Below are 21,007 nucleotides of genomic sequence, written 5' to 3'. Positions count from 1 at the left end.
TCATTCTTTCTCGAGCATTTCCGCGATGCGTCGCATCATGTCGCCCATAGCGTTGCATTGCGATGCGGTGGAATGCGCCATCACGCGGTCGATCAATTCGCTATAGACCGCCAGCGCTTCACCGAGCAGCTTCTCACCATCCTGTGTAAGAGTAAGGCGGATGATGCGTTTGTCGGTCGCATCGCCGGTACGCATCAGCAGTCCGCGATTCTCCAGCTTCGGTAGCAACATCGTGATGTTGGACCGCCCGACCAGAATTCTGCGGGCGAGATCGTGCTGCGATTCGCCCGGATGGCGATAAATATTCATCAGCACATCAAGGTCGGCAATCTTCAGGTCGAATGGCGCCAGCCCCTGCGCCAGCGCGCGTTCAACCGCCTTGCCAGCTCTCGCAACAGCGATCCAGTTTTTGAAGCGCGGATTATCCCACGGCAGCTTTTGTATCTTGTCTTGCATTTTGTTCATTCTTGTACAATTATTTGTTCAGGATTGAACATGATTGAGGCCCCGCTATGGCAACGTTATCTCTTCAGGTTACGCGATTCGGTCTGGGCGTGCTCGGACACATCGCGCCGGAACGTGCAGGTCGCGCGGCATTCAAGATTTTCTGCCGCACACCCAGCCGCAAACCGAAAACCAAAGCCTATGCGGAAAAGTTGCAGCAGACGAGTGAAGAGTTGCTCAAGGCCAAAAGGCTCGATCTGATTATCGATCGTGGCGTTGTGGCGACCTATCTTTTCGAGCCCGCGGGCGTGGACCGACACAATGCCCGCACCTCGCTCGTCGTGCATGGCTGGGGTTCGCGCAGTGCGGATATGATGGCCATTGTCGGCGCGCTGGTTGCACGCGGTGAGCGGGTGGTGGCCCTCGATCTGCCGGGACATGGCGCATCGGCGGGACGCGAGCTTAATTTCATTCAGGCCATAGCGGCAGTGGATGCTGCCTGGCGTCAGTATGGGCCGTTCCATGCCATGGTTGGGCATTCCTTTGGCGGTGCGGTTGTCGTTAATGCGGCCGCCGGTCCGCTTGGGTGCTATCGCGAGCGACGCCCCGCCAAGCTGGTCACAATCGCGTCACCGCATTCCATGGACGGTGTTTTCGAAGGCTTCGGAAAGGTGCTTCGTTTGAACGCCAATGTGCGTCAGGCAATGAAGGATACGGTTCAGCATGTTGCTGCGCGCCCGATCCACGATTTCGATACCGACGTGCATCTGCGCCGGTTGTCGATCCCGACGCTGGTTATTCATGCACGCGACGACAAGGAAGTTCCGGCGCGCTGTGCGGAAATGGCTGCCAAAGCAGGGTCGCATGTCCGTCTTCACTGGGCTGACGGCCTTGGGCACCGGCGCATTATAGCCAGTGCGGATGTGGCCGATAAAATTGCGGATTATGTCGCTGGTCCCGTGCCTTTGCGGGCTGTGGCATAGGGACATAAACCTGTCACGCGGCGGTAAGCCTGTCCCACGCCGCCATGGCGCCATGCGCTGCGGCAACCAGACTTTCCGCGCTGCCGCCGTCACGCGCAAGGATGGACATGCCGTTCTGCACTGTCGCGTAAAAGGTGGCGATAGCGCCTGTGTCGATGGTCGCGGGCAGGGAACCTTCATCGATACTGCGCTGAAGGCGGATGCGCAGCACCTCGATATTGTTGTTGCGGCGTTCTTTCAGGACATTGCAGACATTCTGGCTGGACTGGGTACGGTTAAGCGCATCCAGCGCGATCAGACACCCGCGCGGCTTGTCGGTGACCGAGAAAGTCTCGGCACTCACAATCAAAAAACGCTCGAACGCCTGTTTCACGTCTGGGGTTTCTTCCAGTTGTGTCCAGATATCGGTGCCGACCTCGTTCGAATAGAGCGACAGGGCATCCATATAGAGCCCCTCCTTGCTGCCAAAGGCCGCATAAAGGCTGGGCGCATTGATGCCCATCGCAGCGGTCAGGTCCGACAGCGACGCGCCGTCAAAACCCTTTTCCCAGAAAACATACATTGCTGAACGCAATGCCTGTTCCCGATCAAAGTTGCGAGGTCTTCCGCGTTCCGACACGCCAATCTCCTTTTTGTATTGATCGTTAAATAAACCTCTTGACGATATTCGGCAAGCCTGACACCTATTATGTATCAATCGATACATAAAGGATGCCTTCATGACTGGAAAGCCTTTGAATGGAAAAGTGGCCTTTGTAACCGGCGGTAGTCGCGGTATCGGTGCCGCGATTGCGCGACGACTGGCAAAAGACGGTGCAAGTGTTGCAATCACCTATGTCAGCTCGAAGGACAAAGCCGACGCAGTCGTATCGGCGATCACTGCCGAAGGTGGTCGAGCAGTCGCATTCAAGGCGGATAACCGTGACGCCGATGAAATTGCCGCTGCAATTGAAGCGACGGTCAAAGAGCTGGGTCGTCTGGATATTCTGGTCAATAGCGCTGGCATCTGGCGTGCAGCTCCGCTGGATCAGGTGACGCTTGCGGATTTCGATGAGGTTATGGCGGTGAATTTCCGGGCGGTGTTCGCCGCCATATCCGCAGCTTCGCCGCATCTGGGCGAGGGTGGACGCATCGTCACCATCGGCTCTAATCTGGCGGACCTTGTCGCTTGGCCGGGCATTAGCCTCTATGCCGCCAGCAAGTCGGCATTGATTGGTCTGACGAAGGGGCTTGCCCGCGATCTTGGCCCCAAGGGCGTGACGGTCAATGTCGTACAGCCGGGGTCTACCAATACGGATATGAACCCTGCTGGCGGCGATCACTCTGGCCCGCAGCTGGAGCGTATCGCGACGGGAAGCTATGGCTCGCCGGATGATATTGCAAATCTGGTGGCATGGCTTGCAGGTCCCGAGTCGCGCTTCGTTACGGGTGCCACGCTGACCGCCGACGGCGGAGCGAATGCCTGATACAAAAAGGGCGGCTGTAACAGCCGCCCTTATTCGTTTCGGAGATCAATCGGGCCAGATCAACCCAGATTGAGTTCCTTGAAGAAGTCATTGCCCTTGTCGTCGATGACGATGAAAGCAGGGAAATCTTCCACTTCGATCCGCCAGATGGCTTCCATGCCCAGTTCTGGATATTCGACCACTTCAACTTTCTTGATGCAGTCCTGCGCCAGACGGGCAGCGGGGCCACCGATGGAGCCGAGATAGAAACCGCCATGGCTTCCGCAGGCTTCGCGCACCTGACGCGAACGGTTGCCCTTGGCGAGCATCACCATAGAGCCGCCAAACGACTGGAACTGGTCGACATAGGAGTCCATACGGCCTGCCGTGGTTGGGCCGAACGAACCCGATGCATAACCGGCTGGCGTCTTGGCTGGACCGGCATAATAGATCGGGTGGTTCTTGAAATAATCCGGCATGGATTCGCCGTTTTCCAGCCGCTCGCGAATTTTCGCATGCGCCAGATCGCGGGCGACGATAATAGGGCCGGTCAGCGAAAGCTGCGTCTTGACGGGGTGCTTGGACAGTTCTTTCAGAATCTCGGCCATTGGCTGGTTGAGATCGATCTTCACCACATGCGACGACAGCTTTTCTTCGTCGATATCCGGCATGTATTGCGCCGGATTGGTCTCCAGCTGTTCCAGGAAAATACCGTCCTTGGTGATCTTGCCCTTGGCCTGACGATCTGCCGAGCAGGAAACGCCGATGCCGATTGGCAACGATGCGCCATGGCGCGGCAGGCGAATGACGCGCACGTCATGGCAGAAATACTTGCCGCCGAACTGTGCGCCGACGCCCAGCGACTGGGTCAGCTTGTGGATTTCGGCTTCCATTTCCAGATCGCGGAAAGCATGGCCGGTTTCCGAACCTTCCGTCGGCAGGCTATCGAGATAGCGCGTGGAGGCAAGCTTGACGGTCTTGAGGTTCATCTCGGCTGATGTGCCGCCGATGACAATTGCCAGATGGTAAGGCGGGCAGGCCGCAGTGCCAAGGCTCAGGATCTTGTCCTTGAGGAAGTCGATCATGCGGTCATGGGTCAAAAGCGATGGCGTGCCCTGATACAGGAATGTCTTGTTGGCCGAACCGCCGCCCTTTGCCACGAACAGGAATTTGTAGGCGTCTTCGCCTTCTTCATAGATGTCGATCTGCGCAGGCAGATTGTTCTTGGTGTTCTTTTCCTCAAACATCGACAGCGGCGCGAGCTGCGAATAACGCAGGTTTTTCTTGTTATAAGCGTCGAGCACCCCGCTGCCGAGCGCGTCGGCATCGCCGCCTTCGGTCCAGACGCGACGGCCCTTTTTGCCCATGATGATCGCGGTGCCGGTATCCTGACACATCGGCAGGACGCCGCCGGCGGCGATATTGGCGTTTTTCAGAAGGTCATAGGCCACAAAGCGATCATTGTCGGTCGCTTCCGGGTCTTCCATGATTTTGGCGAGCTGCTGGAGGTGTCCCGGGCGCAGCAGATGGTTGATATCGGCAAATGCCGCTTCAGAAAGAAGACGCAGACCTTCCGGGTCGACGGTCAGGATTTCCTGGCCTTTGAACGTATCGACCGAAACAAAGTCGGAGGTCAGTTTGCGATAAGGGGTGGTGTCTTCGCCAAGAGGAAAAAGATCGGCGGCGCTTGCTTCTGCCATCGTGGTACCTCGCTTGCTTGCCTGCCGCGCTGGCCGGAAATCGCGAGATCACCGCCTGCACGTTATGTTGCTCAAAACCCGGATTGCTGGGCAGCATCCGGGATAAATTCTGAGGGGCTTTTAGCGCGATGAGAGGCGGAAGCCACTGCGGCACATTGCGCAATGGGATAAACACGGTCCGACCGTTGCAGGCCACATGTTGCTTTAATACGTCTCCCTCAAAGTTTTGTGATTAATTTAGAGCAAGAAATTGAAAGAAGTGGCGTTAGCGTTAAAACTTTCTATACGAGATTCATAAAATCTACGCGAAATGATTGAGACGGATTCGCCTTTTGGCGGACATGCTAACTTTGGCGGTTGAAATGCAGTTTTCTCGGCGCGCGCAGATGGATGCAAAGGAAATTCGCACGAGCGGGTCTTATATCCGCAATGCGATGTTACTGGCTCTGGCCGCATCAGCCCTGTTCCCTGTTACGCAGGCGCAGGCAGCGAATTCACTTTTCGAACTGTTCCAGCAGCGCCGCCAGCAGGCTGAGCAGCCGGTCGCCCCGCTTCCGCCCGCCGCCGTCGCGCCCCGCGCTGCAGCCGCGGCTGCGCCAACGGCACCAACGCGTATCGCGCCTCCTGCACAGCGTGTGACGGTCAAGGGACCGGAAATCTATGATTACAAGCCGGAAACGCTGATCAAGATCGATTTCACGGCGCTCGACATGCAGGTTACGGCTGCAACGGCCCCGACAACGGCTGTTGATCCACTGACATCCGGCATGTCGCCAATCCGCGTGGAAAAGGCGCCAGAAGCCAGCGAAACGGCTGGTAATCGTGCTTTCGACGCAGCAATGGATTATTTGAAGTCGGTCGATGTGAAGGCGGAGAAGCCAATCGCGGAAGCGATCGTTTCCTATTACTCGACCAACCGCTCTTTCATGTGGTCGGCAGACGGCAAGGTGCTTGATCGCGCCAAGGCCGTTGCAGCCTTTTTCGCACGTGCAGGCGAAGACGGTCTCAACGCCGATGAATATGCGGTGACGATCCCGTCTGACAATTTCGATCCGGCGCAGAACGAAGAGCGTCAGCAGAAACTGGCCGAGTTTGAAGTTCGCATGTCGGCCCGTGCGCTGCGCTATGCGATGGATGCGGGCGAGGGACGTGTAATCGCCGACCGCTTGAGCGGTTTCCACGATCTGCCGCGTGATCGCGTCGATCCGAAAGCTGTGCTGGCCAAACTGGCGGATGAAGCTGATCCATCCGCTTATCTGCACGGGTTCCAGCCCGACAATGCGCAATATGCGGCTTTGAAGCAGGCTTTGTCCGAGACGGACGCTCCAACGGGTGAAACCGTTCGTGTGTCTCTCGATGGCGCTATTCGTCCGGGTGACAGCAGTGATCAGCTGGCCAAGATCGTCGCGCTGATCACCAAACACGCACCCGCTGACTATCTGGAAAAACACCGCGATGTCTTGCAGGCTCATGCGGAAACGAGCCTTTACGATCCGGAACTGGTTTCTGCGATCAAGGATTATCAGAAGCTTTCCGGTAGTGCGCCGGATGGTGTTATCGGACGCAACACGATTTCCGCGCTGCAAGGAGAGCAATCATCCGTCAAGCGCGACCGCATTCTCTATTCGATGGAACGCCTGCGCTGGCTGCCGCATGATTTTGGCACGCGCTACGTGATGGTCAACCAGCCTGCCTACCGTGCCGAATATTTCGAAGGCGGTCAGGAAAAGCTGGGCATGAATGTGGTGATCGGCTCGCCGACCCACCAGACCTATTTCTTCTACAACAAGGTCCAGACGGTTGTGTTCAACCCGTCCTGGGGGGTGCCGCGTTCGATTATTCTGAACGAAATGCTGCCCAAGGTCATGCGCGACACCAGCTATCTCGACCGTAACGGCTATGAAGTCTATGTCGCTGGCAAGAAGGTTTCGGCAAGTGCCGTCAACTGGAGCGCTGTAGCTTCGGGCAAAGCGCATGTCGGTATCCGTCAGAAGCCGAGCCTGGATAATGCATTGGGTGAACTGAAGATTCTGTTCCCGAACGAACATGATATCTACATGCATGACACACCGGCAAAGTCGTATTTCAGCCGCGATATGCGTGCGCTGAGCCATGGCTGCATTCGTCTGGAACGTCCGCGGGATATGGCTGCCGCCGTACTTGGCAAGCCGGTTGGCGAACTGGAAAAATATTTTGGCAAGAACGAGCGCGGCATCAAGGTGCCGGAGCCAGTGCCGGTCTATATTTCCTACTTCACCGCGTGGCCTGATGTGAATGGCCAGATTCGGTATTACGGCGACGTTTATGATCGCGACTCAGGCATGCAAAAGGCTTCCGACAAGACGGCGGCTTCGCGACTGGCAGCGCTTTAATCGACCTTCTGCCGCTGGCGTTCAGTGGCAGTACGGATTTAAAGGTCTTGGATATGGCGGTTATCGTTCGATAGCCGCCATTTTTGTTGAAGCGTACCGAACTGATTTCAGTGCTGAAAATCATTTTGGGAAATGAGATTGCGGGTGCTTGACTTTGCCCCGAGCGGGACCGTATATCCGCGTCACCTTGATTGAGCACATAGACGGCTCTAAGGGCGCGTAGCTCAGCGGTAGAGCACTCCCTTCACACGGGAGGGGTCACAGGTTCAATCCCTGTCGCGCCCACCATTTCCAAATCTCTTTTGAATTCATCTCGTTGGCATACCTCAAGGCTCGTCAATGCGCTTGCACGAGCCTTCAGTTACCGGTCGGCGCGGTGGCTCCCGGAATGCCCGTATTCGTCACGATATTTCTGTCATCATCAAATCTGGTAATGAGCATAAGGGCGGCGAGGGCGACCAAAATCGGCACAATAAGACACAACACCCTGACCGCAATCAGAGCAGTATGTCGGGTCCGTGTTAGCGCTTTAGTTCTCATGGCTAATATTATCTCATGGATACGTTTGATCCGCCAGAATGAGCAATATTAACGATAAGCAATCTTGTGCAGGAACGGCTTGTCCCTATCGCGTGCACCGCTGCCGGTTGAGACGGACCTTGATCTTGTCGGGCTTGCCGGATTCTGTCGCCTTGGAAGAGACGATATGTGCCCGCACGGTGCAGGTTCCGGCGAGAACCTCGAAATTGTTTGCGCGAATGTACATCACCGTATTGATCGGGTTCTTGGGGAGTTCGCGAGAAACCGCGTCTACGACCGCTTTCACCTCGGCGGCGCGCTGTTTGGGAGAGGTTGCAGCCATAACTGTGCTGGTGGCAGCGAAGCCGCCTACCGATAATGCCGCGATGCAGATGAGAATAGCTTTCTTCATTGGCGAAGCCTCCGATTGAGCTGAGTGGATGAAAGCGCGGCTCTGGCCTGAAGAAAAATATCGTCGCTTTCGCTTGTCAGGAGACACGTAATGCATTTGTCGTCTGGTGCAAGCCTTTTAGGCCGGCTAGCACCAGAAATACGGATATTTACCTCTACTGAAAGTGTATTGCCGGCTAACTTTCGGAATGTTTCGCCAACATAAACGCATGACACACTTCTGGAATCGCCTCTTACTGTACGGGCGGAAGGGGCAGGGCTGGCTCGGATTGCACGGGGGCTACAACCGGCGCCGAGGGCGAAGGTCCACAGCGGTTTACGCGGGTGTGGCGAACACCTTTCGACAGGAACACGATCTCAAGAGCGTCGCCTATTGGCGTGATCGTCACATTCTCGCTGACCTGTTGGGCGTTGCTACCGCAAACCAGATTGAGCGTGAACGTTCCCTTGTAGTTGTCGAGTTTCATCACCGTACACTGCATGTCACGGCTATCGAACCGCTCCGGGGAAATCGTGTAGCGCTTGTCGTTATTGCTACACCACGTGCCAATGATCGGGGTTGGATCGACAGGCGGCTTGGGCGGATTGACATTGGCTGAAGGCGATGCCGTGCAGGATGCCAGCGCGGGAAGCGCCAATGCACAAGCAGCAACATTCAGTTTACGTGACATTTCATACCCCTGCGATGCAGATCAGACTGGAACGGTCAGGACTATTGGATATCGGGAAAGCAGGACAGGCTCAAGCGTCTAACGCGAGCGGAGTTTCAGTTAACATAGAAAAAGGGAGGCGTGGCAAGGGCATGTCACGTCTCCCTATGGCTACGTACCAGTTCAACGAAATACGCAGCGGGCCATTTGGGGCGACCCGCTGTGAACGATATTCCGCCGGTTAAAGAGCGCAATTGCAGATTTGTAACGAATTGTTGCTGCTGCTATCCGGAGCGGCAATGCCTCTAAAAGTCAGTCGCCCTTGACTGACACAACAACGCTGTCGTCGTAAATTTCGACATAAATCAAAGGCGTGCCGTTCAGAATGTCGTGCTCGGAACGTCCATAGAAGCTGCCATTGGCAACCATGCGCTCAAGACGCGCCCGGTTGGCCTTATTGTTGAAATAGTCATCCAGATCATCCTCGGAATCACGCTTTCCGTAGACATAAACATTCGCCCGGTCCTGCCGGATGATGGCGGCTGCCGTGGTAAGCCGCTCGCCGGACGAGTTGAAATGATCGGCGGCGCTGAGACGCGCATAATATGAATCGATTGGTTTTTCGGCCGCACTGGCAACAGAAGCCGACGCAAGCACAAACGCCGCGATTAGAAATCCCCGCATGGTTTCCCTCATATCTATTCAAAAGCTAAAGCAATTGATGCGGGATAAAAACTGAGTCGCAAGTACAAGTCGAGTGGCTGAAAGGATGAACTTTGGAGGCAACTTAAAGAAATGAAAAACCCCGCCGTAGCGGGGTTTCATTCAGGACAACCATTGCTGGCGGTCATACCAGTCGTCAATTTCGGATTTGGCCCGGTCTTTCGCCACGCCATACCGTTCTTGAATCTTGCCTTCAAGCTGCTCGCGACGACCGCTGATCTGGTCCAGATCGTCGTCGGTTAGCTTGCCCCATTGTTCCTGGATCTTGCCTTTAACCTGCTTCCAGTTGCCTTCAACACGGTTCCAGTCCATCGGGATTTCCTCCGTTTTGCGTTTTGGGGACAGAGGGGTAACGCATGAATAGCAGGATGGTTCACCGTTCGATGCCTAAAGCGTTTGGATTGACTGCTGCAACCGTATGAAAGCGGGAACCAGAAGGAGAAACCCCGACGTTTGTGTTTGGTGCATAATGACGCCGGGGTGCGCTTCACCGCCGATGCAACGAAGCGCGTGTGGAGATGATTGCATAAAGGCGGCAGAAAAATGAACCCGTTCAGGTTGCATCGAGAAGATGGAGTGGGAGACGCTCAACAAGGGCAGCGTGGCGTCTCCCATGTCAATTGCGCGTTATTGGGGCAACACGCAATTAAACGGACTGGTGTGTCTTCCAGTCGGGGCGGTTGCTTGGGCCGCCGAAGATGAATTTACAGTGGGCAGCGTTTATCTCAATCGAAGATTTGTAACGAATATTTGCTGGGTATTTCCCGGCTTTGCCAGCGTGGTAACTAATTATTATCGCACAAAAAATATTTTGAAGAATATTGTGGTGCTTCTTAAGATGATCACAGATGGTTGAAAAGTCGAAGCTGTTCATTTTGAGTTCATGCGCTAAGTTTCATGATGCTTCCATCAAGAGGAGTACAGGAAATGAAGCTCTTTAGTGGACTTATTGCTGGAATTGTTGGCGTTGGCTTGTTAGTGGGCGCCGGAGCGGCTTCCGCTGCGCCAGTGGCCAATCTCGCAAAGCCCGGCGTAACCTCCAATGTCGAACAGGTTCGCGACCATCGCGGTTACCATTCGCATAAGCACTGGAAGAAGCGGAATTACCACAGACGGGATCATTGGCGTTCCGATCGTCGTCATTACAGGGATCACCGCTGGCAATCGCACCGTCATTACAAGCGTGATTACTATCGCGGACATCACCGGTATCACGGTGGCCGGTGGAATGGCCCGGGCAGTTCCAATCGATAAAATAATGAGGGGCGCGTGAGCGCCCCTTTTCATATGACCAGTCGAACATCCTGATTCTATAAAACGTCGGTAATTGACTGAATCTCCGTTTCGCAGAAACATGCGGGTAATGTGGTCAGACTCGGAGATCGGCATGTCGGAAGCGGACGATAAAGCCAGCAAGTTTCGTCAGGAAGTTCTCGATAGGGTGTTGCGCTATCTGGGACGATCACCGGAGACATTAACCGTCCGGGAAAAGTCCGTTCTCAAGCGGTTGGCCGAACGGCAGACCATCGCGCAAGATATCAACGAATCCTTCGACGAAAAACGAACCACCGGGCAGCGTCTGGCTGACAAGGTCGCCGAATTTGGCGGCTCGTGGACCTTTATCATTGTCTTTGGTGTCATTCTCGCGGTCTGGGTGGCGTTCAATAGCTTGCTCGCGACCAGAGCCTTTGACCCTTATCCGTATATTTTTCTCAATCTGGTTCTTTCCATGCTGGCGGCGGTTCAAGCGCCAATCATCATGATGAGCCAGAACCGGCAGGCAGCTAAGGACCGGCTGGACGCATCGCACGACTATGAAGTGAATTTGAAGGCAGAGATCGAAATCATGGCTCTGCATGAGAAGTTCGATCAATTGCGCTCAAACGAATTGCGGGCGTTGATCGAGAAACAACAGCAGCAAATCGAAATTCTGTCGGGCATTCTGCTGGAGAAAAATCAGAAGCAATCCTGATTGCGCAGCAACATTGATCTTCGTTCAAACGTGTTTTTGCAAGTCTGTCTTCTCGATACGGAAGCGGTGCTTGCTCTGAAGAGAAAACGGTAACTCATGCCGAAGTTTTTAAAGCGATTTCTACAATGCATCATTGGCTTGATCGTTGTGCTGGTCGTCGGTGCGGCGGTGTGGCTCGGTTTCAGCCCACCCGAGCTTTTGCGGGTTGGCACGGGCTATGCGGCTAAGATCGTTTGCTCCAATGTCTTTATCGCAAAGCGCGACCCCGATGCTGTTCTCGCCGATGATGTTCAGGCACCGGGAAATCCGCTGTTGAAATTCCTCAATGTTGCCGTGGACGACAACACCAACAGCGTAACGGTGCGGATTTTCGGATTCTTCGCGGTCAGCAAAGCTGTGTATCTTCCCGGACAGGGATGCGCCAATATTCAATCAACGGATAGCCGCAGCGTCGTTAGCGACGAGGCTGCATCAGCGACGGCGCCGTCGCTGGATATCGCGATCTCTGCAAAGGTGCAGAGCGTTATCGAGGACAACGAACTGGCGGGCCCCGGCATGCGAGCGGTTGCTGTTATTCATAATGGTCAGCTTGTCGCCGAAACCTATGGCGAAGGCTTCAGCGCCGATACGCCGCTGCTCGGCTGGTCGATGACCAAATCCGTCATGGCGACGCTGATCGGGATGCGCGTTGCTGAAAATCGCATGGATCTGGGCAAAAGCAATCTTCTACCGGAATGGCAAAATGACGAGCGCGCCACGATTACCGTTGCCAATCTGATGGCCATGGAAAGCGGGCTGCGGTTTAACGAGAATTACGGAACGGTGGCCGATGTTACCCGCATGCTGTTTCTCGAAAAGGATATGGCTGGATTTGCGGCTTCGCTTCCGCTGGAGGCGCAACCGGGAACGAAATTCAACTATTCCAGCGGTACGGCGAATATTCTGTCCAAGCTGTTCATGGAGAGTTTTGACGACCGGAATGAGGCACTCGTCTATCCGCGCATCGCTCTGTTCGAACCGCTGGGCATGACCAGCGCCATATTGGAAACCGACGCCTCGGGCGTGTTTGCGGGCTCATCCTATATGTATGCGACGGCGCGCGATTGGGCCAAGCTGGGCGCATTTCTGGCAGACGGCGCGAAACTCGATGGCAAGGAAGTTCTGCCAGTGGATTTCGTTTCGTTTATGCGCAAGCCGTCATCGGCCTCAGATGGTCGTTACGGTTCAGCGCAAGTCTGGTTACGGGCTGGCGGGGCCAAGGCAGGCGAGGGCGGCATTCCAGACGATGCATTCTGGATGTCCGGCCATGACGGACAAACCGTCATGATCGTTCCTTCCATGCATCTGGCCGTGGTGCGTCTGGGGCTGACGCCCACCCGTTCAGGCTATAGCGTTCAAAACCTAGACGCGCGCGTCGTCGAGGCTCTTCGCTAAAGCTTTACTCGGCCAGCACTAGTGGTCTGCTTCCAACATTTGCATCCCTCGGTTCCAAGCGCTGAGTAAATGTTGGAATCATAAAGACCACTAGCAACTATATGCATCTAATGGATTTTTCGAATTTGACGTTTGAAACAGCATATGTGTCTGCCGGGATTTAAACGTCAAATTCAATCCACTAGCTTGCGGAAATCCTTGCCGCTCGGGTTCTGGAATGCGCTCAAGCCGAATTCCGGCAGCACCGCATAGAGATGGTCGAAAATATCCGACTGTATCTGCTCGAAAGACGCCCAGACCGTGGTGTTGGCGAAGCAATAGATTTCGAGAGGCAGTCCCTCCGGGGTTGGGTCCATCTGGCGCACGAGCAGCGTCATGCCCTTATGAACGCCGGAGTGATTGCGCAGATAGTTTTCCACATAAGCGCGGAACGTGCCGATATTGGTGAAACGCCGCGTGTTGACGGGATTTTTGGCGCGGTCGCCCAGCTTGTCATTCCACTCCGCGATTTCCTTGGCTTTTTTGGGCAGATAGTCCGCCAGCCAGTCAACAGAAGCCATGCTTGCGCGTTCATCGTCGGAAAGGAAACGGATTGAGTTCTGATCGATGTAAAGCGCGCGCTTGATACGACGGCCACCCGATTCCTGCATGCCGCGATAGTTCTTCATCGGTTCGGTGATGAGCTTGCGGATCGGGATGGTGGTGATCGTTTTGTCGAAGTTCTGCACCTTGACCGTATAAAGCGCGATTTCCGTCACATCACCATTGGCATCGAGGTTCTTCATCTCAATCCAGTCTCCCACGCGGACCATGTTTGACGAGGCGATCTGCATACTGGCGACCAGTGAGAGCAGCGTGTCCTGAAAAACGAGGATCAGCACGGCAGCCATCGCACCGACACCGGAAAGCAGAATAACCGGCGACTTATCAAGCAGGGTTGCGATGATAAGGACGGCGGCAATGATATAGACCGCCAGTTTGGTGACCTGAATATAACCCTTGATGGGCCGATAACGTGCTTCTGGACGTCGATGATAAAGCGTGTCGACCACACCGAATGCCGAATTGACCGCTAAGGCCAGCGTCAGAATGATGAAGGCAATCGCAACATTACGAATGATAGTAATTGCTGTTTCCGGCAATCCAGGTATCGCCAGAATGCCGGAAGAGATGATTAAGGCAGGAATGATATTGGCCAGACGGCTGATGACGCTGTGCTGGTTCAGCTCTTCGTCCTGACCGAATGAGGTCTTCCGAACGATCCGGTCAAGCAGCTTGAGCAGGATCGCCTTGATCAGAAAATTTGCGACGAATGCAGAGAGAAACAATCCCCCAAGAGCCGTAAGCGTCTCCGCCCACGGATTTGAAATAAAGAATTCCGACAATAGATTTTCCCGAGACGTGTTTTCGCGAGTGTTGATGGTTGCCGTTCAACGACCACCACAGTTTTGATGATTGTATCATCGAGATATATTGCGAAATAAGGCGGCGCGGCTTTCAAATCAACCGCCAAGAGTATTTTTAGGGGATGCCGATCCGGTTAAATTATCCACGGACCGGCATCTGGATGCAAATTGCTACAGTCTTTGATCTTCAAAGAGAGGCGGTGATGCCGCCATCCACATAGAGCACATGGCCATTGACGAAGGATGAGGCATTGGACGCAAGGAAAATGCATGCGCCGACCAGCTCATCGACCTTACCCCAGCGTCCCGCCGGGGTACGCTTTTCAAGCCAGCTGGAGAAAGCCGGATCTGAAACGAGGGCGGCGTTCAACGGCGTATCGAAATATCCCGGCGCGATTGCGTTGCATTGCAAGCCGTATTTCGCCCAGTCGGTGGCCATGCCCTTGGTGAGATTGCCGACAGCGCCTTTGGTGGCGGTGTAAGGGGCAATGCCCGGTCTGGCGAGTGCGGTCTGGACGCTGGCGATGTTGATAATCTTGCCCGCGCCGCGCTTGATCATATGTCTGGCAACAGCCTGCCCCACATTGAACACTGTGGAGACATTGGCTTTCAGCAAACGTTCAAAAGCATCGGCTGGAAAGTCTTCCAGCGGGGTGCGGTGCTGCATGCCCGCATTGTTGACCAGAATGTCGATGGGGCCGAAATCCGCTTCGAACCCATCTATGGCGGCGCGAACGGCTTCATGGTCCGTCGCGTCGAAGGCCAGCGTGTGCTTCACTCCGAGGCTTTCGGCGGCAGCCTTTAGCTTGGCCGCATCGCGACCGTTGAGAACGACGTCGGCTCCAGCGGCGGCGAGGCCCTTTGCCAGCGCATAGCCGATCCCTTGCGACGAGCCGGTCACAAGCGCGCGTTTGCCTGTCAGATCGAAGAGTTGGACGCTCATTTCTCCTCCTGGAGCGGTTCGGTCAGCACGAGGCATTCGACCCGCCTCGTGCTTTTACTGGAAATTCTTTAGTTGAATGCAATCTGGGTTTTCATCGATTGCGTTTTATCCGAAGCGATATCAAAGGCTCTCAGCGCATCAGCGAGCGGCAGGGTCTGCGTGATGAGCGGTTTAACGTCGATCAACCCGTCCTGCATGAGCTTTACGGCGAGAGCGAATTCTTCGTGAAAGCGGAATGAACCACGCAGGTCGAGTTCTTTGGCTGTTATCGTGTTGATTGGCAGGTTCATATCACCGCCCACTCCAAGCTGTACGATGATACCGCGTGGTCTAAGCGCGTGTATGCCTGCCACAAGGGCAGATGCTGCGCCGGAACACTCGTACAATATGTCGAACGAACCTTTGTTCTGGCTGAATTCGGCCAGCCCTTCCGGGTTCTGCGAAAGATTAATCGTGCGATCCGCACCAGCCTTGCGCGCAAATTCCAGTGCTGGCCCGGAAATATCCACCGCGATGATTTCTGCCGCGCCCGCACGACGGGCCGACAGGATCGAAAGCGTACCGATGGGGCCGCAGCCGGTCACCAGCACGCGCTTGCCCAATATCTCGCTTGCGCGGCGGGTGGCATGCAGTGTGACTGCGAGCGGTTCGGCCATTGCTGCTTCACCGGCGCTGAGACCATCGGCCTTCACACATTGGCTTGCCTGAGCGACAAGCCGTTCCCGGAACGCGCCCTGAATATGCGGGAAGGGCATCGCCGATCCGTAAAAACGCATGTTGAAACAGTGGTTGGGCAGCCCTTTGAGGCAATATTCGCAGTGACCGCAGGGACGGGACGGCGATATGGCGACCAGATCGCCGATGGCTAGCCCGGAAACGCCTTCGCCAAGCGCTGCGATATGACCGGAAACCTCGTGCCCAAGGATCATCGGTTCTTTGACGCGCACGGTGCCGAAGCCGCCATGGTTGTAATAATGCAGGTCCGAGCCGCATATGCCGCCAGTGGCGAGACGGATTTCAACCTCGCCGGGACCGGGCGTCTCGGGCTCACACTCATCAATGCGCAAGTCCCTTGCGGCGTGGATGACAATCGCTTTCATCGCGTCCTCACAAAACCGGAATGGGGAGGGGCCGACTCTCGAAATGAGCCGACAAAGTATCGAAGACCAGTATGCCCACAAGTTGCCTGTTTGGAAGTCTTAACCGCGGTGACACGAAGAAAACATGCGCATTGCTTTTGCGCGAGGATGTACGAGCTGTTTCGTCTCTTCACGAACGAAAAGAGCGCCCCGAGGGGCGCTCTTTTATCTTCGTAGAATATTGAATGGCTTCTTGCCGCCGTTCGATCAGCTGCAGCCGCTCGTTGCACCGCAGGTGTCGCACTTCAGGCAGGTACCATTACGCACCATGGTGAAGTTCTGGCACTCCGTGCAGCTGTCGCCGGTGTAACCCTGCATCATCGACTTGATGCGACGGTCGGCTTCGATCTTCTTTGCCGAGTTGGCGCTTTCGGCACGGGCCGAAGCAGCATCGGCAGCAGCCTTGTCGGAGAACAGTTCGGTTGCAGCCGAGGTTTCCTGCTGCTGTACCGGAGCAGGCGTAGTCTGTTCTTCAAACTCACGCTTGAAAGCCGTTGCACCTTCCGTCACCAGACCGATGGTCGCCGGGCGACCAGCCGGAGCAGCGCTGGACTTCAAGGTCGTGACATTCGAAGCCTGCGGTGCCGATGCCGACGAACCCTTGGCTTCGCTGCCCGGCGTCGTGTTGGTCACCAGCGTCGGCTTGTAGCCGCGCGTCCAGCCGGTCGAAACCAGATTGGTCTTGCCTTCCTGGATACCCTTGCCGAGCGCCGTGTTCGAGAAATCGCTGGTGTCGACATGGGCGAGGTCGTTGCGGCCCAGATAGGACACAGCCAGTTCGCGGAACACATAGTCGATGATCGACGTTGCGGTCTTGATCGCGTCATTGCCGATCACGATGCCAGCCGGTTCGAACTTGGTGAAGGTGAATGCCTCCACATATTCTTCCAGCGGCACGCCATATTGCAGGCCGAGCGACACAGCGATGGCGAAGTTGTTCATCATCGCACGGAAAGCAGCGCCTTCTTTGTGCATATCGATGAAGATTTCACCGAGGCGTCCATCACCGAACTCGCCGGTGCGCAGATAGACCTTGTGTCCGCCGACAACTGCCTTCTGGGTGTAGCCCTGACGGCGGTTTGGAAGCTTTTCGCGCTCATGCACGATCTTCTCGATGACTTTTTCGACGATGCGTTCCGTCACCTGAACGGCGCGGGCCGCGGCCGGTGCTTCGATCAGCGCTTCGACTGCATCATCTTCGTCTTCATCGTCCGAGATCAGCGCAGCGTTGAGCGGCTGCGAAAGCTTGGAACCGTCGCGGTAAAGCGCATTGGCCTTCAGAGCCAGCTTCCATGACAGCATGTAAGCGTTCTTGCAGTCTTCAACGGTCGCGTCGTTCGGCATGTTGATCGTCTTGGAGATCGCGCCCGAAATGAATGGCTGTGCGGCAGCCATCATGCGGATGTGGCTATCCACCGAGAGGTAACGCTTGCCGATCTTGCCGCACGGATTGGCGCAATCGAACACTGCGTAGTCTTCTTCCTTGAGGAACGGTGCACCTTCGAGGGTCATTGCGCCGCAAACATGGATGTTGGCAGCTTCGATGTCCTTCTTGGAGAAGCCCAGAGCCGGCAGCATTTCGAACGAGAAATCGTTCAGCTGTTCGTCGGTGAGCTTCAGCACGTCCTTGCAGAAATCTTCGCCCAGCGTCCACTTGTTGAAAGCGAACTTGATGTCGAACGCGCTCTTGAGCGCTGCATTCAGGGCTTCGATCTTCTCATCGGTGAAGCCTTTGCCGCGCAGCGACGAAGGATTGACGCCCGGAGCCTGATTGATGTTGCCGTGGCCGACAGCATAGGCTTCGATTTCGGCAATCTGGCTTTCCGAGTAACCGAGCGTGCGGAGCGCTTCCGGCACGGCGCGGTTGATGATCTTGAAGTAGCCGCCACCGGCCAGCTTCTTGAACTTCACCAGCGCGAAGTCAGGCTCGATACCGGTCGTGTCGCAATCCATGACGAGGCCGATCGTGCCGGTTGGCGCGATAACGGTCGACTGGGCGTTGCGGTAGCCGTGCTTTTCACCGAGTTCCAGCGCCTTGTCCCAGGCCGCACGGGCATGGGTGATCAGGTCCTGATCCGGGCAGTCCTCGGCAATCAGTGCAACCGGGTTGACGGCGAGACCTTCATAACCTTCCGTCTCGCCATGGGCGGCCAGACGATGGTTACGCATGACGCGCAGCATATGCTCGGCATTCGGCTCATAGCTTGGGAAAGTACCCAGTTCCTTCGCCATTTCGGCGGAGGTTGCATAGGCAATACCGGTCATGATCGCGGTCAGCGCACCGCAGATGGCGCGGCCTTCATCGGAGTCATAAGGAATACCGGAAGTCATCAGCAGGCCGCCAATATTGGCATAGCCGAGGCCGAGCGTGCGGTATTCGTAGGAGAGGCGGGCAATTTCCTTGGACGGGAACTGCGCCATCATCACCGAGATTTCGAGAACGATGGTCCACAGGCGCGCCGTGTGCTCGTAAGCCGCAATGTCGAACGAACCGTCCTTGTTGCGATAGGTGAGCAGGTTGATCGACGCCAGGTTACAAGCCGTATCGTCAAGGAACATATATTCCGAGCACGGGTTGGAAGCGCGGATCGGACCGGCGACCGGGCAGGTGTGCCAGTCGTTCATGGTCGTGTTGTAGTGCAGACCCGGATCAGCAGACGCCCATGCGGCGTAACCGATCTTTTCCCAAAGATCGCGCGCCTTCAGGGTCTTCATGACCTTGCCGTCTTTACGTGCGGTCAGGTTCCAGTCGCTGTCGTTTTCGACGGCGCGCAGGAATTCATCCTTCAGCGAGACGGAGTTGTTCGAATTCTGGCCCGAAACCGTGAGATAGGCTTCCGAATCCCAGTCCGTGTCATAGGTCTTGAACTGAATGTCGGTATAGCCCTGGCGTGCAAACTGGATCACGCGCTTGACGTAGTTTTCAGGAACCTGGTTCTTCTTGGCTGCCTTGATTTCGCGCTTCAGGGCAGGGTTCTTCGACGGGTCGAAGCAATCGTCATTGTCGGCTTCGCAGTTGACGCAAGCCTTCATGATCGCAGCCAGATGCTGCTTGACGATCTTGGAACCGGTGACGAGCGAAGCAACCTTCTGCTCTTCCTTCACCTTCCAGTCGATATATTCTTCGATATCCGGATGGTCGATGTCGACCACGACCATCTTTGCGGCGCGACGGGTCGTGCCGCCCGACTTGATGGCGCCCGCAGCGCGGTCACCGATCTTGAGGAAGCTCATCAGGCCAGACGACTTGCCGCCGCCGGAAAGCTTTTCGCCTTCGCCGCGCAGATGGCTGAAGTTGGAGCCCGTGCCGGAGCCGTATTTGAACAGGCGCGCTTCGCGAACCCAAAGGTCCATGATGCCGCCTTCATTGACCAGATCGTCAGCGACGGACTGGATGAAGCAGGCATGCGGCTGCGGGTGTTCGTAGGACGACTTGGATTTGGTCAGCTTGCCGGTCTGCCAGTCGACATAGAAATGGCCCTGACCGGGACCGTCAATGCCATAAGCCCAATGCAGGCCGGTGTTGAACCATTGCGGGCTGTTCGGTGCGACGCGCTGGGTAGCGAGCATATAGGCAAGCTCGTCACGGAAGGCGAGCGCATCTTCTTCCGAACCGAAATAGCCGCCTTTCCAGCCCCAATAGGTCCAGGTGCCGGCAAGGCGATCAAAAACCTGACAGGCGTCCATTTCGGAGCCATAACGCTCGTTCTGCGGCAGCGATGCCAGCGCATCTTCATCGGCGACCGAGCGCCACAGCCACGACGGGACGTCGTTTTCTTCGACTTTCTTCAGATGGGCAGGCACGCCAGCCTTGCGGAAATATTTCTGCGCAAGAATGTCGGCTGCGACCTGACTGAACTGAGCCGGTACATTGATGTTTTCCAGGCGGAATACGATGGATCCATCGGGATTTTTGATCTCGCTGGTCGCAGTCCGAAACGCGATGTCCGCATAGGCCGACTGATTCTCTTTCGTGAAACGGCGTTCGATCTTCATCTTTTCCATCCAAACGTTCTATATATAGTAGCGCCAAGGGTGAGTTTCCACCATGGCCCGCCACTTGCTGTCTGTACCGCGTCTCTGTTTGAAAGCCCTCCTGCGAGGAAGGGCTTCTTGGTGAGGATTCCGGCACATAACCGGGATCCCGAATTCTGTTTCTGCTGCATCAGGCGCGCAACAAAACACCCCAAGGCAGCCAGAGCTATCCTTGTCAGGGGTATTGCAAACCAACAAATCAGCAGATCGAAAAATACTCTATCTTGTAAGAAGCATGAGCGCAAATACTAAATCTAGTGTTAACGCTCTTTCGTCATGTGGCTGCATCTGCTTCTCCAAAGGTGGTCCGGCCCGGAAATCGGGCACGACGAAGCCCGGAGCGAAATCTACGCTGAATAAGCGCAACGCCCGTTCCAGAACTTGACTAACCTGAAAGAAAGACCGGCTATTCAGACGCCCGGCCACGCCACTTACGCAACGATAAGTTCATAAAAAACGACTCGGCTGCGAGCGTCAAGCATTGGTTTGTTGTAAGGCGTCTAACGCTAGATATTGTGCGTCAGGCGCTGGGGGAGAATGTGGATAACGGGGAGAAGAGAAGCTTTTGTGACCGAAGCCGGCTAAAACGCTTTTACCCCATTTTAACCAATCCTTGAGGGCAATTATTTCGCAAAAACAGTGGGATCAAACCATGTTTTGATGCAGGGTCTAAGCAAAAAGCGCGAGATGGCGGTGCGAAACAGCCTGCTTTGAGCGATTGAAGCCTTGTACAGGACGCTGAGAATTTCGGTCTGGAAGCGATGCGGATAGTGATCACAAGGTTTGAGAAGCGGAATTGCCGCTGGAAATGCTACGGATAGGCCGAGCAAG

The 21,007-nt window shown here is 55.6% G+C and carries 18 protein-coding genes and 1 tRNA gene; 8 read left to right on the top strand and 11 right to left on the bottom strand.

Going from position 1 to position 21,007, the window contains the following annotated elements; all coding sequences use genetic code 11:
- Positions 1-465 (bottom strand): MarR family winged helix-turn-helix transcriptional regulator, encoded by a 465-nt coding sequence (locus tag FGI60_RS10835; protein ID WP_138785170.1) that lies wholly within the window; start codon positions 463-465, stop codon positions 1-3.
- A gap of 47 nt (positions 466-512) precedes the next feature.
- Here FGI60_RS10835 and FGI60_RS10830 point away from each other — a divergent pair, with 47 nt between their 5' ends.
- Positions 513-1,427: an alpha/beta fold hydrolase gene (locus tag FGI60_RS10830; RefSeq protein WP_138785169.1), complete on the top strand. Its 915-nt coding sequence runs from the start codon at positions 513-515 to the stop codon at positions 1,425-1,427.
- Between the two features lie 13 nt (positions 1,428-1,440).
- On the opposite strand, the gene FGI60_RS10825 is transcribed toward FGI60_RS10830, so the two are convergent.
- Positions 1,441-2,046, bottom strand: coding sequence for a TetR/AcrR family transcriptional regulator (locus FGI60_RS10825; RefSeq protein ID WP_138785168.1), 606 nt, complete (start codon positions 2,044-2,046; stop codon positions 1,441-1,443).
- A 100-nt stretch (positions 2,047-2,146) separates the two neighbouring features.
- On the opposite strand from FGI60_RS10825, the gene FGI60_RS10820 reads away from it, so the two are divergent.
- On the top strand, positions 2,147-2,893 hold the full coding sequence (locus tag FGI60_RS10820; RefSeq protein ID WP_138785167.1) for a 3-oxoacyl-ACP reductase family protein: 747 nt from the start codon (positions 2,147-2,149) through the stop codon (positions 2,891-2,893).
- 59 nt (positions 2,894-2,952) lie between these two features.
- Here the strand turns inward: FGI60_RS10820 and FGI60_RS10815 are convergent, their stop codons facing one another.
- Entirely contained in the window at positions 2,953-4,572 is a 1,620-nt protein-coding gene (locus FGI60_RS10815) for a fumarate hydratase (protein WP_138785166.1), read from the bottom strand.
- Between the two features lie 362 nt (positions 4,573-4,934).
- Here FGI60_RS10815 and FGI60_RS10810 point away from each other — a divergent pair, with 362 nt between their 5' ends.
- Both FGI60_RS10810 and FGI60_RS10805 read left to right on the top strand, forming a co-directional pair.
- Complete coding sequence (locus tag FGI60_RS10810; protein WP_138785165.1) at positions 4,935-6,944, top strand: L,D-transpeptidase family protein; 2,010 nt, start codon at positions 4,935-4,937, stop codon at positions 6,942-6,944.
- 213 nt (positions 6,945-7,157) lie between these two features.
- A tRNA-Val gene (locus FGI60_RS10805) sits at positions 7,158-7,232 on the top strand.
- Positions 7,233-7,569: 337 nt separating this feature from the next.
- Here FGI60_RS10805 and FGI60_RS10800 read toward each other — a convergent pair.
- The 4 genes from FGI60_RS10800 to FGI60_RS10785 all read right to left on the bottom strand — a co-directional run bounded on the left by FGI60_RS10800 (position 7,570) and on the right by FGI60_RS10785 (position 9,559).
- Positions 7,570-7,875, bottom strand: a complete 306-nt coding sequence (locus FGI60_RS10800; RefSeq protein ID WP_138785164.1) for a hypothetical protein — start codon at positions 7,873-7,875, stop codon at positions 7,570-7,572.
- Between the two features lie 232 nt (positions 7,876-8,107).
- Positions 8,108-8,545: a hypothetical protein gene (locus FGI60_RS10795; protein WP_210238437.1), complete on the bottom strand. Its 438-nt coding sequence runs from the start codon at positions 8,543-8,545 to the stop codon at positions 8,108-8,110.
- Positions 8,546-8,836: 291 nt separating this feature from the next.
- Complete coding sequence (locus tag FGI60_RS10790; RefSeq protein WP_138785163.1) at positions 8,837-9,208, bottom strand: hypothetical protein; 372 nt, start codon at positions 9,206-9,208, stop codon at positions 8,837-8,839.
- A gap of 141 nt (positions 9,209-9,349) precedes the next feature.
- Positions 9,350-9,559, bottom strand: a complete 210-nt coding sequence (locus FGI60_RS10785) for a CsbD family protein (protein ID WP_138785162.1) — start codon at positions 9,557-9,559, stop codon at positions 9,350-9,352.
- Positions 9,560-9,818: 259 nt separating this feature from the next.
- Here FGI60_RS10785 and FGI60_RS10780 point away from each other — a divergent pair, with 259 nt between their 5' ends.
- From FGI60_RS10780 to FGI60_RS10765, 4 genes are all read left to right on the top strand, one after another.
- Complete coding sequence (locus tag FGI60_RS10780; protein ID WP_171058749.1) at positions 9,819-10,103, top strand: hypothetical protein; 285 nt, start codon at positions 9,819-9,821, stop codon at positions 10,101-10,103.
- 71 nt (positions 10,104-10,174) lie between these two features.
- Positions 10,175-10,501 carry a hypothetical protein gene (locus tag FGI60_RS10775; RefSeq protein ID WP_138785160.1) on the top strand — a complete coding sequence of 109 codons (327 nt, stop codon included), beginning with the start codon at positions 10,175-10,177 and terminating at the stop codon, positions 10,499-10,501.
- A gap of 133 nt (positions 10,502-10,634) precedes the next feature.
- Complete coding sequence (locus tag FGI60_RS10770; RefSeq protein WP_138785159.1) at positions 10,635-11,219, top strand: DUF1003 domain-containing protein; 585 nt, start codon at positions 10,635-10,637, stop codon at positions 11,217-11,219.
- A 96-nt stretch (positions 11,220-11,315) separates the two neighbouring features.
- Entirely contained in the window at positions 11,316-12,653 is a 1,338-nt protein-coding gene (locus FGI60_RS10765; protein ID WP_138785158.1) for a serine hydrolase domain-containing protein, read from the top strand.
- A gap of 173 nt (positions 12,654-12,826) precedes the next feature.
- Here FGI60_RS10765 and FGI60_RS10760 read toward each other — a convergent pair whose 3' ends face one another.
- From FGI60_RS10760 to FGI60_RS10745, 4 genes are all read right to left on the bottom strand, one after another.
- Positions 12,827-14,038 (bottom strand): mechanosensitive ion channel family protein, encoded by a 1,212-nt coding sequence (locus FGI60_RS10760; protein ID WP_138785157.1) that lies wholly within the window; start codon positions 14,036-14,038, stop codon positions 12,827-12,829.
- 208 nt (positions 14,039-14,246) lie between these two features.
- Positions 14,247-15,002 (bottom strand): SDR family oxidoreductase, encoded by a 756-nt coding sequence (locus tag FGI60_RS10755; protein WP_138785156.1) that lies wholly within the window; start codon positions 15,000-15,002, stop codon positions 14,247-14,249.
- Between the two features lie 68 nt (positions 15,003-15,070).
- The gene (locus tag FGI60_RS10750) at positions 15,071-16,102 is read right to left on the bottom strand and encodes an L-idonate 5-dehydrogenase (RefSeq protein WP_138785155.1); all 1,032 of its coding nucleotides are present in this window, start codon (positions 16,100-16,102) and stop codon (positions 15,071-15,073) included.
- Positions 16,103-16,348: 246 nt separating this feature from the next.
- Positions 16,349-20,137: a vitamin B12-dependent ribonucleotide reductase gene (locus tag FGI60_RS10745; protein WP_138785154.1), complete on the bottom strand. Its 3,789-nt coding sequence runs from the start codon at positions 20,135-20,137 to the stop codon at positions 16,349-16,351.
- Between the last annotated feature and the right edge of the window lie 870 nt (positions 20,138-21,007).

Source organism: Brucella haematophila (assembly GCF_005938105.1).
Lineage (GTDB): Bacteria > Pseudomonadota > Alphaproteobacteria > Rhizobiales > Rhizobiaceae > Brucella > Brucella haematophila.
Note: the sequence above shows the minus strand (reverse complement) of the source record. Positions and strands in the feature narration are given on the sequence as shown.

What these genes read in the sequence shown, in the direction of transcription:
- FGI60_RS10785 (WP_138785162.1), bottom strand. Translation starts at nt 9,559, where the DNA reads ATGGACTGGAACCGTGTTGAAGGCAACTGGAAGCAGGTTAAAGGCAAG.
- FGI60_RS10775 (WP_138785160.1), top strand. Translation starts at nt 10,175, where the DNA reads ATGAAGCTCTTTAGTGGACTTATTGCTGGAATTGTTGGCGTTGGCTTG.
- FGI60_RS10810 (WP_138785165.1), top strand. Translation starts at nt 4,935, where the DNA reads ATGCAGTTTTCTCGGCGCGCGCAGATGGATGCAAAGGAAATTCGCACG.
- FGI60_RS10790 (WP_138785163.1), bottom strand. Translation starts at nt 9,208, where the DNA reads ATGCGGGGATTTCTAATCGCGGCGTTTGTGCTTGCGTCGGCTTCTGTT.
- FGI60_RS10770 (WP_138785159.1), top strand. Translation starts at nt 10,635, where the DNA reads ATGTCGGAAGCGGACGATAAAGCCAGCAAGTTTCGTCAGGAAGTTCTC.
- FGI60_RS10765 (WP_138785158.1), top strand. Translation starts at nt 11,316, where the DNA reads ATGCCGAAGTTTTTAAAGCGATTTCTACAATGCATCATTGGCTTGATC.
- FGI60_RS10820 (WP_138785167.1), top strand. Translation starts at nt 2,147, where the DNA reads ATGACTGGAAAGCCTTTGAATGGAAAAGTGGCCTTTGTAACCGGCGGT.
- FGI60_RS10815 (WP_138785166.1), bottom strand. Translation starts at nt 4,572, where the DNA reads ATGGCAGAAGCAAGCGCCGCCGATCTTTTTCCTCTTGGCGAAGACACC.
- FGI60_RS10830 (WP_138785169.1), top strand. Translation starts at nt 513, where the DNA reads ATGGCAACGTTATCTCTTCAGGTTACGCGATTCGGTCTGGGCGTGCTC.
- FGI60_RS10745 (WP_138785154.1), bottom strand. Translation starts at nt 20,137, where the DNA reads ATGAAGATCGAACGCCGTTTCACGAAAGAGAATCAGTCGGCCTATGCG.
- FGI60_RS10780 (WP_171058749.1), top strand. Translation starts at nt 9,819, where the DNA reads ATGGAGTGGGAGACGCTCAACAAGGGCAGCGTGGCGTCTCCCATGTCA.
- FGI60_RS10795 (WP_210238437.1), bottom strand. Translation starts at nt 8,545, where the DNA reads ATGTCACGTAAACTGAATGTTGCTGCTTGTGCATTGGCGCTTCCCGCG.
- FGI60_RS10800 (WP_138785164.1), bottom strand. Translation starts at nt 7,875, where the DNA reads ATGAAGAAAGCTATTCTCATCTGCATCGCGGCATTATCGGTAGGCGGC.
- FGI60_RS10835 (WP_138785170.1), bottom strand. Translation starts at nt 465, where the DNA reads ATGAACAAAATGCAAGACAAGATACAAAAGCTGCCGTGGGATAATCCG.
- FGI60_RS10755 (WP_138785156.1), bottom strand. Translation starts at nt 15,002, where the DNA reads ATGAGCGTCCAACTCTTCGATCTGACAGGCAAACGCGCGCTTGTGACC.
- FGI60_RS10750 (WP_138785155.1), bottom strand. Translation starts at nt 16,102, where the DNA reads ATGAAAGCGATTGTCATCCACGCCGCAAGGGACTTGCGCATTGATGAG.